The sequence below is a fragment of the Thauera sp. WB-2 genome (assembly GCF_027594845.1).
GTDB classification, from domain to species: domain Bacteria; phylum Pseudomonadota; class Gammaproteobacteria; order Burkholderiales; family Rhodocyclaceae; genus Thauera; species Thauera mechernichensis.
This window is the reverse complement of sequence record NZ_CP088935.1, coordinates 2,093,166-2,108,842: the sequence shown is the minus strand read 5'-3', so window position 1 is coordinate 2,108,842 and position 15,677 is coordinate 2,093,166. Positions and strand designations below refer to the sequence as shown.

Sequence of the window (15,677 nt, the reverse complement as noted above, 5' to 3'; positions counted from 1 at the left end):
CCCCATTCGCTCAGAACCGACTCGTCAAGCTCAGGTAAGCATTCCGGCCTTTGCCGACGCGTGTGGTCGTTTCCACGTTCAAGGCGTTGATGTAAGGCTGGTCGAACAGATTGTTGACGCCGGCCGAGATCTCTATCTCCTTGCCCAATAGTGACCCATCAGCCAGTCTTGGCGCCCACCGCACACCGACATTCACCTGAGTGAAGTCATCGCGCACATACCAGAGCGTCCGCCCCCCGGACACCACGGTCTCGGGATTCTGGTCCGGCTTGCGCCAATGGCTGACGTCCACGTTCACCCGCATGCGTTCGAACGGGCTGAAATGGACGCCTACACGCACACGGTCTGCATAGGCCTGAGGCGTGAAGCGCCCGGTCGCCTTGTCGCGCTGCTTCAGGTGCTCGTAGGACAGATCGACTCCGGCACGGCGGGTGCTGTAGGCCGTCGTCAGCTCGTAGCCGCGACGCTCCACCTTGTCTACGTTCTCGTAGGTCGCGTAGTGATTGCTCTCCGGTGGCTTGGGCCCGGCGAGGTCGGGCTGCAGCTTGATCAGGTTGTCGATGGTGCCGTCGAAGTACGTCGATTTCATGCGCAGCCGGTCACCGTCAACGAACATGGATCGACGGTCAAAGGACACGCCCCACTCGAACTCCCGCACGGTCTCCGGCTTGAGATCGGGGTTCGGAAGGTAGTAGTAGTGCGGATTGAGTGGTCCGCTCGAGGAGGTCTCGTGCGGCGTCGGCGCGCGGAAGGATTCCGAATAGTTTCCCAACAGATGCCAGCCCTGCCCCACGGCCGCGCTGACGCCCACGCGCGGCGAGAAGTGACTGTTGCTGTACTCCCCTTCGTTCGCATTCACCTTGCGCTGAAAGCGGTCGTAGCGACCACCTAGATGCACGACCAACCTGTCATCGAGGAAGCTTGCCTCTTCCTGCAGGAAGAGGCCCAGATCGTTGTAGGTATTCGGAATCGAGCCGAACACCGTCGCCACGCCATCGAGCACATAGCTGGCATCCTCGTTACGGCGCTCGTAATCGACACCCACGATCAGGCGATGACGAGCGCCCAGGGCATCGAAGTACATCTGGTTGTTCAGGCGCAATCCACGGCGTGTGTCCTTGTTCTCATAGTCGAGCTTGCGTTGAGCGCCGCTGCTCAGGACATACTCGTAGCCGCGGTCATAACTGCCAACCGCGTGGTACGCCATCGCCGAGACATTCAGCCACGGCGATCCCGGCTGCAGGGTGTAGCTCGCCACCATGTCGCGCTGGCGCAGGGTTCCTCGCACCGGTCCCGTTGTCGTACTGTAGCCCGAGTGGAAAAGCGTCTGCCAAGTCACTTCGGTGTCCTCGGCAAAGTCGTAGTAGGAAAGCTCAGCGCGCTGGCCATGGGGGAGGTTCCATGCAGCCTTGATGAAGCCGACCTCGAGATCCTCGTGATTATCGACGTCACGGTTGAACACGCCGCTACCCTTGTCCACCGTGCGCGAAAGCCGCAGATCGCCAACCCGCCCCCGCTTGCCGTAGGCCAGCAGTTCGTAAGGCTTATCGGCCGGAGCGAGCGCGCCTGCCAGGTACACCTCACGATAGTTGTTGGTCTGATAAGCAAGCTTGGCGGCCACACCCCGCTCCTCGCCAGCAGCGAGGAAGTCACCGGCATCCTTGGTGGTCATCCCGATAACCCCCCCGATCGCCCCGCCGCCGTGCGAGACCGACGATGCGCCCTTCACCACTTCAACGCGCTTGAGCAGGTCGTTGTCCGACCGGAAGGTCGAAACATGGTTGGAATAAAGCGAGGACGACCGTCTCACGCCGTCCTGCAACACGATCACACGGTCCTCGGAACCATAGCCGAACCCTCGCACCGTGAACTGCGAACCAATGCTGCGCCCACTGTCGCTGCCCGAAGCGACGCCGGGCACACGGCCAAGGGCCTCGATCACATTGACCGTACCATCGAGCGCGGTGTCATCTAGCACTGCAACCGAGCCTGGGTACTTCATTACGTCCAGCGCCAGCCTGGTCCCTAGAACGGTCACCTCGGACAGCGTGGCATGTTCAGCCGCAGCCACAGATGCTGCATCTGGCACCTGGGGGCGCCTGCGCACGATGCGCCCCTCTGGCACCACCAGCACCTCGAACCCGGTACCGGCGAGCAGCATAGCCAAGCCTTCGTCGAGACTGAACTCGCCATCAAGTCCGCGAGCCGGCTTGGCGATGGCTTCGAGTTGCCCGTCATAGGCGATTGACACCCTGGCCTGGCGAGCCAGCGAGTCGAGTGCCTGCGCCAGCGTGCCCGGAGGCTCCAGGAAACGCTGGACGGGGCCCTGGGCCACCTCAACCGCAGGCGCTGCGACGGCCGGCGACCCTGTCAGCACCAGCCCGGCACCCAACAAGGCTCGGTACAGAGCCTGCTTCAACGGATTCGTGGGTGGAACGAACCCGGGCATATATACGGGGGACATACTAATGACTCCTCAGTTGGACAGGAAAAACTCGCTTTCCCTGTTTGCCGGACGAGCCGAAAAAATCCCTCACATTTTTATCCTTCTTGGCGGCGCGCCGGTATCGCGGGCCAGCAGGCGCACCGGCATTCGCGACCAGGAGGCCAAACCGGCGACGCGCACCGGGAGCATGCGGGTGAGCAGTTTCAGCGCCGCCGCCACATCGCCAACCTGAAACACACCGGAGACGGCGAGGTCGCGGATCTCGGGCGCCACGCTCACCGATGCGTGGCGGTAGCGGGACAACTCCGCGGCGAAGCTCTCCAGGCTCATGTCGCGTGCCGCCAGCACGCGATCGACCCACCCAAGCGGATCAAGCCGGGCAGATTGCGGCGCAGGCACGACACCACCACTGGCGAGTTCGTAGCAGCCCCCTGCAGGAGCAGCCAACCCATCAACATACGGACCGGCAGCCATCCCGTGCAAACGGACCTCGCCCGCCTCGACATGCACCAGGGCTCGCCCAGTGTCGAGCCGGACTGCGAAGACGGCAGCGCCCTCGCAAGCCACAGAGCCGAAGGGGCACAACACCTGCAGGGCAAGCATGTTCGCCGCGCCCCGCAGCGTCGTATCGACGTAAATTTCTCCACGTAGGAGTTCGACATGCTCCGTCCGGTCCTCAAGACTCAACCTGACGGCCGTATTGGTATTCAGCCGCAAGGTGCCTCCGCCGCCGAGAGACACCGCCCGATAGCCACCCGGTGCAGTGCTTGCATACACGGCCTGGCTGCCTGCCTCATCGCCCCAGCGGCGTCCCACAAACACGGGCAGCACAGCGGCAACCGCAAGCATGGCGACAACCTGGCGCCGACGCCTACGGCGGCCACCCGCGACGGCGAACGCATCGGCAACACCCGTCGAGGCCTCGCCCGGCGGCAAGGCGCATAGTGCGCCACACATCCACTGCACACGCTGCCATGCCAATTCATGACTGGGGTGGACCGCACGCCACCGTTCGCAGGCGGCACTGTCCGCATCACCCGAGCGCATGCGAATCGACCACTGGATGGCCGACTCGACCACCTCGGCGCTCGGCTCCGCCGCCGCGAGGGGATTGACGACACCAAGCCCCACCGTCATCTCAGCCATGAACCGGTTCGCCAAGCGGCACGTTTTCGAACACCTGCTGATAACAATGGCGCATCGCCGCCGCGAGGTCGCGCTCCACGGTCGCCCTCGACAACGAGAGTCGCTCGGCGACCTCAGCCAGGGTGCAGTTGTCGATATGGACCAGGATGAACACCTCGCGCATCCGCGGCTTGAGTCGTCCGAGCAAGGCATCGAGCCGCAAGAGCACCTCAAGCACCATAAGGCGATGCTCCGGGGACGGCTCGAAATCCTCCGGGCGCGACGCCAGGGCCTCGGCGTAAGCGCGCTCCAGATCCGCACGCCGCCAGTGATCCACCATCAAACCATGCGCAATCACTCTCAGATAGGCGCGCGGTGCCTTGAGCTTGACCGCCTCGGTCGCGCCCTGCCTCGCCTGAATCAAACGCACGAAGGTGTCTTGCGCCAGATCAGCGGCATACTGGGGGCAACCCAGCCGTACGCGAAGCCAGTCCTTCAACCAGACTCTGTGTTCTCGATACAGCAGTTCTATCGATTTCTGACGGGGAAGAGAGAGCATCGAAACAGTCAATCAAACGTGATAGGGCCAATTCTGACCAACTTGCCAGAAAGGCCTCGTCCACTCGCAAGGTGCCCTGGCGGCTCGCAGAAGCGTCCGGCGCAAGCTGCCAACATCGGGGGCCTTCAACGAGCACAGGTCGAAGACGGCACCCCGGCGCCAGCAAGGAGCGCTCAGAACTTCACCACCCCCTTCATGACGCCCCAATGCCCGGGGAAGGAGCAGAAGAAGCTGTAATCTCCCCCGTCACCTAGCCGTTCGACATCGAAGGTCACGGAGTCCGACTCGCCGCCGCCGATCATGGCGGTATGCGCAATCACCCGAGGATCGTCGGGAACCAGATAGCCATTCGCCGGCCCAGCCTTGGCGCCATCGGTGGCGACCGCCTGGAGATCGGCAGTCTTCGCCAGTACCCAGTTGTGCCCCATCGACACCTTGGCAAGCTTGCCGACGTGCTTGAGATGAACCGTGAACTGCATGCAACTGCGATCGATCGTGATTTCCTTCAGATTGAACTGCATCGCATCGTTGCTTTCGACCGTCACTTCGCAGGTCGCAGCAGACAACGGGGCCGCGCCGGCCAACAAGGCGAGCGCTAGCATCAGGTGTCGCTTCATCGAGTATCTCCTTATCAGGAATTCGGACAGGGCAGACGAGCCATGCTGAGCCGCCAAAATCGTAATGATTCTCAATCGTAACAAATTACGGTAAAACGGTGTCGACCTACGCTCTCCTGCCCGCCACACACCATCGTCTGACGAGGAAGAACATGTACCGCCTTTGGATCACCCTGACTGGGCTACTCGGCGCCATCGGCGTCGCCGTCGCCGCCTGGAGCACGCACGGCCTGCCGGCCTATGTCATGGCGGAAGACCTACCGCTTGCGCTGGAACGCGCCCGCAGCGCCAGCCTTCATCACATGCTGCACACCCTCGCCCTCTTTGGTGTTGCCCTTTGGTACCGCTGGCAACCCAGCCTGTGGCTGAACGTTGCAGGTGCCCTGTTCGCCGTCGGCATCGCAGGCTTCGCTGGTGGCATCTACCTCATCCGCATCATCGGCGGCATCGACTACGGGGCACTTGCCGAGGTCATCCCCTTGGGAGGCTTCTGCCTGATCTTTGGCTGGCTGGCGCTGGCGGCAGCGGGGTGGCGAAGGGGGTAAAGACTGTACTCTTGGGGCGGCACGGGACCTAGATGAGAGCGCTCTGGAACACGCCAGTCTCGCGGGCGGGCCGTAACGCGAATTGACGCCCTCCGAGGAAACCTACAAAATAAGAACCATTCTCGATAGCCAGCCACCCTGACCTCAGGCAGCCAGCCAGCGCTTTCCTCCCCGCCCGGAGTCGCCCGTGCCCGCTGCCCACCCCATCACCGACCTGTATGCAGACCACCACCGGTGGCTGCATGCCTGGTTGCGCAAGAAGCTCGGTTGCACGCACCGCGCGGCGGATCTCGTGCACGATACCTACATGCGCCTGCTCAACCGCGAGGAGATGCCCGTCCTCGACGAGCCCCGTGCATTCCTGGTCACCGTTGCTCAGCGAGTGCTCTCCAACCACTGGCGCCATGAACGCGTGGAACGCGCCTTCCTGGAGACGCTGGCGCAGTGGCCCGAGGCGGTAGCGCCTTCGGCAGAGGAAAAGGCCTGCCTGCTGGAGACGCTGATGGAAATCGACCGCCTGCTCGACGGCCTGCCCGCCGTCGTCAAGCGCGCCTTTCTGCATGCGCAGCTCGACGGCATGAGCCACACCGAGATCGCGGCAACGCTGGGCATCTCGATCAGCTCGGTCAAGCGCTACCTGATCAAGGCCGGTACGCAATGCTACTTTGCCCTGGCGCTGGACTGAATGTCCGGCCTGTCACCCACCTCGCCGGCCGACATGGACAACTCGCCACCGCTGGCAGGGAGTGAGGGCCGGCTTGACGGCGTTTCCGCCGATGTCGCCCGCCAGGCGGTCACCTGGCTGGTCGAACTGCAATCCGCCAAGCCTGGATCGGGCATCGAACGGGCAATCCTGGACTGGCGGGCGCGCGATCCAGCGCATGAGCGCGCCTGGCAGCGCATCGAGGCGGTCAATGCCCGGCTGGGCGGGCTCGCCTCACCGCTCGGTTCGGCGCTGGCGCAGGCGGCGCTGACGCGACCGGCCTCGCGCGGACGGCGCCAGGCCGTCAAGCTGCTGGCCGCGGCCCTGTTCGTCGGCGGTGCGACGCTGGCAACGCACGACCATGCACCTTGGCGCCCCTGGATCGCCGACGCGCGCAGCAGGACAGGAGAACGGCGTACGCTGCAACTGGCCGATGGCAGCCGCGTGCTGTTGAACAGCGACAGCGCGCTCAACATCGCCTTTTCGGATCACGCCCGCAGGCTGCAACTGGTGCGCGGCGAGATCCTCATCGACACCGGGCGTGATGAAGCCTTCCCAAGGCCCCGTCCGTTCCAGGTGCTAACCCCGCACGGCATGTTGCAGCCACTGGGCACGCGTTTTTCCGTTCGCCTGTACGACGACAGGACGCGACTTGACGTTTTCGCGGGCGCGGTCGAAATCCGTCCTGCGGGTACCGCCGCCCCCAACCTCACGGTCGGTGCGGGGAACAGCGCGGAGTTCACCGGGCACACCATTCTTGCCAGCGGCACTGCCGACGATGACCGCATTGCCTGGCAGGACGGCATGATCGTCGCCAGCCGCATGCGTCTGGCCGACTTCCTGGCCGAACTCGACCGCCATCGCCCTGGCCGCCTGAACTGCGATCCGGCCGTGGCGGCGCTGCGCCTGTCGGGCTCCTACCCCCTGGCCGAACCGGACAAAATCCTCGATGCGCTACGCAGCACGCTGCCGGTCGAGATTCACTACCTCACCCGCTACTGGGCAACGGTGCGGGCAGCACGCCGCGGTTGATCTATTTTCGATCAGGCTGAGCTGTTTTCAAATCTCGCGAGACATGGAAGGCAAGCCTCGACGCTTGCCCACCCTTCTCAAGGATTCGATGATGCGCCCACGACACAGCAACACCCCCATAGTCCAACGCACCCTGCTCAGCCTCGCCGTTGCAGTGGTCGTCACCGGAGTCTTCCCGGAGCCCGTTCACGCCGACGTGACGGCCAGCAGTGCCGCCACGGCCCGAAAGAAGTATGACATCGGCCCCGGCTCGCTCGAGAGCACGCTCAACCGCTTCGGGCGGGAAGCCGGCATCCTGCTGGCCTTTCCGAGCGACCTCGTCGCCGACCTGAACAGCGCCGGGCTGCGCGGCACCTACTCCCCGCAAGAGGGCCTCGACCGCCTGCTGGAAGGCAGCGGACTGGAGGGTTTTCGCGACAGTGGCGGCAAGTACGGGCTTCGCCGTGCAGCCCGCGCGCAGCGAGCGGGCAGCACCGAGGCCACGCTGGAGGCCGTGCGTGTAACCGCCGGGTTAGCAGACAGCACGGCCACCCCTGGACGGGTCAGCGCCCGTACGCTTGAGCGTTATGCGGCAAACGACCTGGAAGACATCCTGGCCGGCCAGCCTGAGGTCTCCGTCGGCGGTGGACATGGAATCGCACAAAAGATCTTCGTGCGCGGGGTCGAGGACACTCTGGTCAGTGTCTCGATCGACGGCACCGTGCAAGGCAACCGCGCCTTTCATCACGCTGGCCGCCTGCAGCTCGAACCCGAGCTGATCAGCCGTGTCGAGATCATGCCCGGTGTAGTGGACGCCACGGCCGGCCCGGGCGCCCTAGGTGGCGCCATCCGTTTCATCACCAAGGACCCGGAGGAGCTGCTGCGCCGGGACGAAAAAGCCGGTGCGCTCGTGAAGGGCGAATACACCAGCAACGCCGAAGGCTACAAGGCCCACACCACGGTCTTCGGCCGCCTCGGCGGCAACTGGTCGGCCATGGCCTCGATGACCCGCCTGGACCAGAGTGACTACGAGGACGGTAGCGGCGAACGCGTCCATAGCACCGGCTCACAGCAAGAGTCGAGCTTCTTCAAGGTGGTCGGCAAGCTAACCCCCGAGCAGACCCTGCGCCTGACCTACGACCGGCATGACAACGAGGGCATGCGCAACCAGCGCCCGCAATGGATCCGCAGTTCATGGAACCCGGCCTATCCGATGAGCAGCGAGCGCAGGACCTGGAATGCGGGCTACACCTGGAAGTCCGACAACCCGCTGCTCGATCTCGCGGCCAACCTTTACCAGACGCAAACCGACTTCGAGCAGAATGTGATCGACCGCTGGGGCGTCTATGTCGCACAGATGGCGTCGACAGGCTTCGATATGCGCAACACCAGTGTCCTTGGCCGGCATCGCGTAACCTATGGCTTCGACTACCGCCGCGACAAGGTCAACGCAGGCTCGCTCTCCAACCTCAATGAGGAAACCGGAAACGGCGATGTCCGCGGTTTCTTCGTGCAGGACCGTATCCAACTGGCTGCCCCTCTGCATATGGACATCGGCGTCCGTCACGACCGCTACGAGGTCACCGACGACAGCGGCACTACCATGAAGGCCAGCGGGTTCAGCCCGAACGTCGGCTTCACCTACGCTCTGACGCCGGAACTCATTCTGCTCGCGGCTCACTCACGCGCGCTACGCGGCCCGGGCAACATGGACGCCTTCAAGATGTCGGTGGCCACCAACGCTCCCGGACTCAAGGCGGAAAAGGCCCGCTCGTCCGAGCTTGGGGCCGAATACGAGCGTGATCGACTTCGGCTCGGCGCCAAGGTGTATGAGACCCTCATCGACAACGCCATTGCCGACCCTCTCGGCCGCCCCAACCGCTACGAGAACGTCGGCCAACTGAAATCGCGCGGGCTCCTGCTGACGGCAGGCTACCAGTGGAGTCGCCTGACCATGGCGGTTAACTTCCATCGCAACCTGCTTACGCTGAACGACGAAGTACCCAACGGTTACGCCCACAACGGACTCGGCATCAGCCAGGGCAACACCGTGACCGCAAGCCTCGACTACACGCCCAACGACCGCCTCGAAATGGGCTGGCAAGGCCGTTTCGTGCGCGGCATCGACAGTCAATCCACCGTCGTCGGCACGATTGACAAACCGGGCTACGGCATCCATGACCTCTATGCACGCTGGCACCCGAGCGGTCGCGACAACTACACGGTGAGCCTGAGTATCAGGAACGTGTTCGACAAGAGCTACCTCGACCACGCCACCACGGAGGACTTCCAGCACATTCCGGGCTACGAAGGCGTTGTCGGCTCGCGTGAACCGGGGCGCGAACTGCGCATCGGCCTGAGCGCACGCTTCTGACCATCCGGTACGAGCCAGCCCCTGCTCCTGGCGATGGTTCAAGTGCGGAACATCGCCAGGAGCGCAGACGACGTGCATCGAGCGCAGCGACTTGGGCGCTCCGCACCTCCCATGACCGCTTGAGCAGCGACGACACAAGTGCAATAATGAGAACCATTCGCAAAACAGATTAGCCAGCCAACCCACTCCGGGCCAGCCAGCAAGACCGCCTCCCGGAGACCCACGTGAGTACCGCTGCGACTTGTCGGGCAGCCATCGGCAGCCTCTATCGCGAACACCATGGCTGGCTGCACGGCTGGCTGCGGCGTCGCCTCAACTGCAACCAACAGGCGGCGGACCTTGCGCAGGACACCTTCTTGCGGCTGCTTGCCAAGGACGAGATGGTCGATCTTCGCGAGCCGCGTGCCTACCTCACCACCATCGCGCACGGGCTCGTCGTAAACCACTGGCGTCGCAAGGCGCTCGAGCAGGCCTACCTCGAAGAGCTGGCTAGCCGCCCCGAAGCCTTCGCACCGTCGCCCGAAGAGCGTGCCCTGGCAATTGAAGCGCTGGTCGAGATCGCCCGCGTGCTCGATGGCCTGCCGCCCCGCGTGCGGGATATCTTCCTGCTGTCGCAGATCGAAGGCCTCACCTATAGCGCCATCGGCAGCCAGCTCGGCGTCAGCGTCAACGTGGTCCAGAAGGCCATGATCCGAGCCATGGCGCATTGTTACAAAGCGCTCTACCCCGCATGACCCATTCCTTGGACCATCTGCACGATCTCCGTACGCCACCGGCTGACGATGGCCGCCCGATCGCTGAGGCAGTCGTCGATCGGGCCATACACTGGTTCGTGCTGCAGTCCTCCGGCCACACATCCGCTGCCGACCGACGTGCACTCCAGGCCTGGCGCGAGGCGCATCCCGACCACGCCCACGCCCTCGCACGGCTGGAGCACATGGGACAGATCATGCTGGGCCACAACGCCGGAGCTCCGGACCTGGCGCGCGCGACACTGACACGTGCCGGGCGCATGGGGCGGCGACGCATGCTCGGCCACCTGCTCTGCGCCGGCGCAGCGGGCGCGCTACTGTGGTACGGCCGTGACGAACTCCACGCGCTTGCTGCACCCGCGGACCTCAGCACCGCGGCCGGTGAGCTTCGCCGCATAACCCTCGCGGACGGCACTCAGTTGCGCCTTAACAGTGCGACCGCGGTCGATCTTCGTTACGACGACAAGGCAAGGCGCATCGTGCTGCGCGAGGGCGAGATCGAGGTGGTCACCGCCCCCGACCCCGCAGGCCGGCCACTGTCGATCGACACCAGGGATGCACGCCTTGTGCCGGTCGGCACCCGCTTCCATGTCCTGCAACTGGCAGACCATAGCCGACTCGGCGTAAGTGAAGGCGCTGTAGACATCGTCTTTCGCAACCGCGGCTCAACCGCACGCATCGAAGCCGGTCAGCAGGCACAGTTCGACCACGATCGGCTGCTCGCCCGCACTGGGCTCGATGAAAGCAAGCATGCGTGGACCGAAGGCATGCTGGTAGCGGCCAACCGCCGCCTCGATGACTTCCTCGCAGAGATCGCACGCCATCGCGCTGGACACCTCCAGTGGAGCCCGGAGGTCTCTGCCCTGCGCATCACCGGCAGCTGGCCACTGCACGGCGACCAGCCCACCGATACCGTGCTCGCCTCGCTCGAAAGACGGCTGCCGGTGCGCATCCAGACCCTCACTCGCTACTGGGTGCGCGTGCTACCTCGTGCCGAAGGCTGACCCCAAGCATCAAAAAAGTTGGCAGGTTCTTCGGTCTCGTTGGGCATACCAGGCTGAGGCCTCGCGGAAATCGCGTCCGCACCGGCCCGATCACTGTTCGACCACAGGAAATTTCGATGAACCAGAACCGCAGTCACCAGCCAACCCACCATCGTATGGCTCCAATTGCACGTGCGCTGTTGCTCACCTTCCTGGGCAGCGGCATTGCACTAACCTCTGCATCGGCGCTGGCGCAATCGGGCGCCGAGCATACCGTACGCCAGTTCGATGTCCCCGCGGGCAGCCTGGACCAAGCCCTGAGCCGCTTCGGGCAGCAGGCGGGCGTACAGCTCGCAGTCGATGCGCAACTCACCGCCGGTCTGTCCACCCCCGGCGTCAGCGGCCAACTGTCTGCCACCGACGCGCTGCAACGCCTGCTGCGCGGGACAGGCCTCGAGGCGGTACGCGACAGCAGCGGTGAGATCACCCTCCGCAAGCGGCCCATCGGCCCGACCACGCTGCAGGCGGTTCAGGTCAGCGCCAACCAGCTCGGCGAGATCACCGAAGGCACTGCCACCTATTCTCCCGGAGCCATCGCCACTGCCACCCGTCTGGTGCTCTCGCCCCGCGAGACGCCGCAGTCGATCAGCGTGATCACGCGCAATGAGATGGATGACTTCCAACTCACCAACATCGACAAGGTCATGCATCATACGCCGGGCATCAGCATCCTGACCTATGACAGCGAGCGCACCGTGTATTACGCGCGCGGCTTCGCGATCAACAATTTCCAGTACGACGGCATTCCGATGGAGCGCAACTCCGGCTACTCAGCCGGCAATACACTCAGCGACATGGCGATCTACGACCGTGTCGAGGTGCTCAAGGGCGCCACAGGCCTGCTCACCGGCAGCGGTGACCCAGGCGCCACCATCAATCTGGTTCGCAAGAAGCCGACGCGCGAGTTTCAGGGCCACGCAAGCCTCGGCGCGGGCTCGTGGAACAGCTACCGCACCGAGGTCGATCTGTCCGGCCCGCTCAATGCAGAGGGTACGGTGCGCGGACGTGCCGTCGCCGCCTATCAGGACCGCGAATCGCACCTGGATGGCTACCGCCGCAAGACACCGGTGTTCTACGCCATCCTCGAGGCCGATCTCGGCACCAGCACGCTGCTGACTGTCGGCGCCGACTACCAGGACAACAAGCCAACGCGCTCGACCTGGGGCGGCATCCCGATCTACGACACCACGGGCAACTTCAACAAGCGCCCGCGCTCTTTCAACAACGGCGCCACCTGGAGCAGTTGGGAACAGTACACGCGTACAGTGTTCGCCACACTCGAACATTACTTCGACAACGACTGGGTGGTGAAGCTTCAGCTCAATCACCAGATCAACGGCTACGACGCGCCGTTGGGCGCGGTCGGTGGCGGCAACCCGAACCCAGCAGACGGCTCCGGTACGCGCATGTGGGTCGGTCGGTACGTTGGCAAGACACGTGCAGACGCCGCCGACTTCTACGCCAGCGGCCCGTTTGAGCTGTTCGGCCGCAAACACGAGTTGGTGCTTGGCGGCGGCGCCAGCGACCGCCGCTGGACCAACAAGGGCGACGGACCGCAGGTCGGCTACCCAACCAGCGTAGCCGACTATTACGGTTGGAACGGCAGGGTGCCGGAACCCAACTGGAACGACCCCGCAGCATGGCATGGTCAGAACGACGAGACCACGCGCGAGAAGGGGCTCTACAGCACCGTGCGCTGGAACCTGCGCGACGACCTCAAGCTCATCACCGGCGCACGCGTTTCCAGCTACGACCGCGGCAGCATGAACGAGTCTGGTGTCGTCGTCCCCTACCTCGGCGTCGTGTACGACCTGAACGGCACCCACTCCGTATATGCCAGCCACACCGGCATCTTCAAACCGCAATCGCGGCGCGACGAGTCCGGCAACGCCCTCGATCCTCTTGAAGGCACCAACCTCGAACTCGGTCTCAAGAGTGCGTTCCTGGGCGGTCGGCTCAACACCAGCGCAGCCATCTTCCAGCTCGAACAAGACAACTTCGCACAAGCCACGGGCGGTCTGACACCCGACGGCGGCACCGCTTACCGCGCTATCAGCGGCGTCAAGACCAAGGGTTACGAACTGGAACTGTCCGGCCGGCTCGATGCGCACTGGAATCTCCACGCTGGCTACAGCCACAGTGTGTCGCGTCGGCAGGGTGAGAAGGTGTCCACCCTGGCGCCAGCCAACCAACTCTCGATCTTCGCAACCTACAAACCGGGAGGCGAAGATGGCCGTCTGACGCTCGGCGGTGGCGCACGTTGGCAGGATGAGACCTGGGGCGACGTGTTCAACCCCGCGGCCGGCGGCATGGTCAAGCACACGGTGGCCGACTACTGGGTCGTCGACGCGATGGCCAGCTATCGCTTCAACAAGCAGCTGACCGGCACCCTCAACGTCAGCAACCTGCTCGACAAGAAGTACTACACGATCTTCAATGCATACAGCACCTACACTTGGGGCGAGCCACGCAGCGTGAACGTGTCGATGAAGTACGCCTTCTGACAAGCGCGTAACCCGACGCCACCCGGCTCGCCCTGACGTGCCGGGTGGCAACGCGGCCGACGGTCCTCGCCGCTCCCGACTGCCTGACCGACTTGGCCGAGCGTACTCGGTGCTGCATTTGCGCCTCCCCACCGTCGCATGGATAATTGCGAATCATTGCTATTACGCACTCTATCCATACACTCCGGGCCGGTTGTGAGTTCATCTGCTTATGCATCATCCTCATCGGTAGAGCTTGTCTACCGCGACAACCACAACTGGCTGCAAGGCTGGTTGCGTCGGCGCCTCGGCAATGCGTCGGAGGCGGCCGACCTGGCCCACGACACCTTCATCCGGCTGCTCCGCTCACCGCAGCAGTTCGACAGCCAGCCGGCGGCACGTGCCTACCTGCGGGTCGTCGCAAATGGCCTGTGCATCGACTTGTGGCGCCACCGGGAAATCGAACGCGCCTGGCTCGACACCCTGGCAGTGTTGCCCGAGGCCCAGGCGCCGTCGCCCGAGGATCAGCACATCGTCCTGCAGGCCCTGCGCGAGATCGACACCATGCTGCGCAGTCTTTCGGCCAAGGCTGCCCGGGCCTTCGTGCTGTCCGCCGCCTGCGGCATGACGCACCAGGAGATTGCGTGCGAACTGGGTGTCAGCTCGCGCACGGTGCGTACCTACATCACCCAGGCCATGCTGCACTGCATGAAGTTGGAGGCCGCCAGTGTGGTCGGCGGGGGCGTCGAGCAAGAATGAGCGCCCTCCCGCCCGGCCTGCGTGCGCCCAGCCACGAGGCCATGGAACAGGCCGCCACCTGGTTCTCACTGCTTAACTCGGGTCATGCCACACCCGCGGACCGCGAGCGCTGGCAGGTCTGGCTCGCTAGCGGCGGCGAAAACCATGCCGCCTGGACCTTCGTCGAGCGCGTCAGCCAACGCTTCGCCCCCTTGCAAACCACCCCCACACCACGCCTGGCCGCCGATGTCCTGCAGACGGCCAACCAACGGCTGGTCAAGCGCCGCGTACTGCTGGGCGTCGCCGCCATGGCAGGCACCGGCGGCCTGCTCGGCTGGGCCGCCTGGCGGCAGGCCGGCTGGGTCGATCCGCTGCTCGCCCATTTTGCCGATCACCACACCGCCACCGGAGAACGGCGCGACGTCGTCCTTGCCGACGGCACCCAGGTCTGGCTCGCCAGCGCCAGCGCCTTTGACCAGGACTACCGCGCCGACCTGCGCCGCCTGCGCCTGCGCAGCGGCGAAATCCTGATCCAGACCGCTGCCGACACCGGCCGACCCTTCGTCGTCGACACCGCCCACGGGCGCCTGCGCGCCCTCGGCACCCGCTTCAACGTCCGTCTGGACGAAGCCGGCGGCACCCAGCTTGCCGTCTATGAAGGCGCGGTGGAAATCACGCTCGCCCACAGCGGGCAAAGCACCGTCGTCGCCGCCGGGCAACAGGTCCGCTTCACCGCCGACCGCTGGGACGACACTACGGTAGCCGACCCCGCCCGCGAAGCCTGGTCGCGCGGCATCCTGCTGGCGCAGGACATGCCCCTGGCGCAAGTCGTCGCCGAACTTGGCCGCTATCGTCGCGGTCACATCACCGTGGCGCCGGAAGTGGCTGGTCTCACTGTGCTCGGCAGCTATCCGCTGGACGATTTCAACGGCACCCTGACCATGCTCCAGAAAGCCTTGCCCATCCAGGTGCGCCAGCCGCTGCCCTGGTGGACCACCATCGAAGCCCGCGCCCGCTGAACACCCTGGCGGGCGTTCGAAGAAATTTCGCCGAAAACTTCCACATTTTTTGCCCTCATCCGGTTTACCCGATAAGGACACACAAGTCGCCATGTGCGCCGCCCCGTTTTTGCGGGGAGCAAACATGTAGCCACTGCCACCCGCCCTAGCATCCAGCCCGCCAGGGCAGCCAGGCACCCGCCAAACCCGTGACGAGACCTGCACCGCCGCTGGCGGGCAGGTTCCGGCATGCGGGCGCTGACGCGTTCCGGTCCGCTATTTG

General features: G+C 64.6%; 13 protein-coding genes. 9 read left to right on the top strand and 4 right to left on the bottom strand.

Annotation, left to right across the window (positions count from 1 at the left end; all coding sequences use genetic code 11):
• Window positions 1–10: 10 nt before the first annotated feature.
• The 4 genes from LQF09_RS09615 to azu all read right to left on the bottom strand — a co-directional run bounded on the left by LQF09_RS09615 (window position 11) and on the right by azu (window position 4,747).
• A complete protein-coding gene (locus tag LQF09_RS09615; protein WP_270069821.1) occupies window positions 11–2,419 on the bottom strand; it encodes a TonB-dependent receptor in 2,409 nt (802 codons plus the stop codon).
• A gap of 114 nt (window positions 2,420–2,533) precedes the next feature.
• Window positions 2,534–3,592, bottom strand: coding sequence for a FecR domain-containing protein (locus LQF09_RS09610; protein ID WP_270069820.1), 1,059 nt, complete (start codon window positions 3,590–3,592; stop codon window positions 2,534–2,536).
• A complete protein-coding gene (locus LQF09_RS09605; protein ID WP_270069819.1) occupies window positions 3,585–4,130 on the bottom strand; it encodes a sigma-70 family RNA polymerase sigma factor in 546 nt (181 codons plus the stop codon). The genes LQF09_RS09610 and LQF09_RS09605 overlap by 8 nt, the downstream gene beginning before the upstream one ends.
• Window positions 4,131–4,303: 173 nt before the next feature.
• Complete coding sequence (gene azu, locus LQF09_RS09600; protein ID WP_270069818.1) at window positions 4,304–4,747, bottom strand: azurin; 444 nt, start codon at window positions 4,745–4,747, stop codon at window positions 4,304–4,306.
• 152 nt (window positions 4,748–4,899) lie between these two features.
• Here azu and LQF09_RS09595 point away from each other — a divergent pair, with 152 nt between their 5' ends.
• The 9 genes from LQF09_RS09595 (at window position 4,900) to LQF09_RS09555 (ending at window position 15,415) form a co-directional block, all read left to right on the top strand.
• Window positions 4,900–5,292 (top strand): DUF423 domain-containing protein, encoded by a 393-nt coding sequence (locus tag LQF09_RS09595; RefSeq protein ID WP_270069817.1) that lies wholly within the window; start codon window positions 4,900–4,902, stop codon window positions 5,290–5,292.
• A 187-nt stretch (window positions 5,293–5,479) separates the two neighbouring features.
• Window positions 5,480–5,977, top strand: a complete 498-nt coding sequence (locus tag LQF09_RS09590; protein WP_270069816.1) for a sigma-70 family RNA polymerase sigma factor — start codon at window positions 5,480–5,482, stop codon at window positions 5,975–5,977.
• Window positions 5,978–7,027: a FecR domain-containing protein gene (locus LQF09_RS09585; protein ID WP_270069815.1), complete on the top strand. Its 1,050-nt coding sequence runs from the start codon at window positions 5,978–5,980 to the stop codon at window positions 7,025–7,027.
• A 91-nt stretch (window positions 7,028–7,118) separates the two neighbouring features.
• Window positions 7,119–9,380 (top strand): TonB-dependent receptor, encoded by a 2,262-nt coding sequence (locus LQF09_RS09580; protein WP_270069814.1) that lies wholly within the window; start codon window positions 7,119–7,121, stop codon window positions 9,378–9,380.
• Window positions 9,381–9,604: 224 nt separating this feature from the next.
• A complete protein-coding gene (locus LQF09_RS09575; RefSeq protein WP_270069813.1) occupies window positions 9,605–10,114 on the top strand; it encodes a sigma-70 family RNA polymerase sigma factor in 510 nt (169 codons plus the stop codon).
• Complete coding sequence (locus tag LQF09_RS09570) at window positions 10,111–11,136, top strand: FecR domain-containing protein (protein ID WP_270069812.1); 1,026 nt, start codon at window positions 10,111–10,113, stop codon at window positions 11,134–11,136. Before LQF09_RS09575 ends, LQF09_RS09570 begins: the two co-directional genes overlap by 4 nt.
• Window positions 11,137–11,252: 116 nt before the next feature.
• Complete coding sequence (locus LQF09_RS09565) at window positions 11,253–13,679, top strand: TonB-dependent siderophore receptor (protein WP_270069811.1); 2,427 nt, start codon at window positions 11,253–11,255, stop codon at window positions 13,677–13,679.
• A 195-nt stretch (window positions 13,680–13,874) separates the two neighbouring features.
• On the top strand, window positions 13,875–14,417 hold the full coding sequence (locus LQF09_RS09560) for a sigma-70 family RNA polymerase sigma factor (RefSeq protein WP_270069810.1): 543 nt from the start codon (window positions 13,875–13,877) through the stop codon (window positions 14,415–14,417).
• The gene (locus tag LQF09_RS09555; protein WP_270069809.1) at window positions 14,414–15,415 is read left to right on the top strand and encodes a FecR domain-containing protein; all 1,002 of its coding nucleotides are present in this window, start codon (window positions 14,414–14,416) and stop codon (window positions 15,413–15,415) included. The genes LQF09_RS09560 and LQF09_RS09555 overlap by 4 nt, the downstream gene beginning before the upstream one ends.
• Window positions 15,416–15,677: the final 262 nt, after the last annotated feature.

Excerpts from the sequence above, each read along its gene's own strand:
- LQF09_RS09610 (WP_270069820.1), bottom strand. The coding sequence starts at position 3,592 with ATGGCTGAGATGACGGTGGGGCTTGGTGTCGTCAATCCCCTCGCGGCG.
- LQF09_RS09605 (WP_270069819.1), bottom strand. The coding sequence starts at position 4,130 with ATGCTCTCTCTTCCCCGTCAGAAATCGATAGAACTGCTGTATCGAGAA.
- azu (WP_270069818.1), bottom strand. The coding sequence starts at position 4,747 with ATGAAGCGACACCTGATGCTAGCGCTCGCCTTGTTGGCCGGCGCGGCC.
- LQF09_RS09595 (WP_270069817.1), top strand. The coding sequence starts at position 4,900 with ATGTACCGCCTTTGGATCACCCTGACTGGGCTACTCGGCGCCATCGGC.
- LQF09_RS09585 (WP_270069815.1), top strand. The coding sequence starts at position 5,978 with ATGTCCGGCCTGTCACCCACCTCGCCGGCCGACATGGACAACTCGCCA.
- LQF09_RS09580 (WP_270069814.1), top strand. The coding sequence starts at position 7,119 with ATGCGCCCACGACACAGCAACACCCCCATAGTCCAACGCACCCTGCTC.
- LQF09_RS09570 (WP_270069812.1), top strand. The coding sequence starts at position 10,111 with ATGACCCATTCCTTGGACCATCTGCACGATCTCCGTACGCCACCGGCT.
- LQF09_RS09565 (WP_270069811.1), top strand. The coding sequence starts at position 11,253 with ATGAACCAGAACCGCAGTCACCAGCCAACCCACCATCGTATGGCTCCA.
- LQF09_RS09555 (WP_270069809.1), top strand. The coding sequence starts at position 14,414 with ATGAGCGCCCTCCCGCCCGGCCTGCGTGCGCCCAGCCACGAGGCCATG.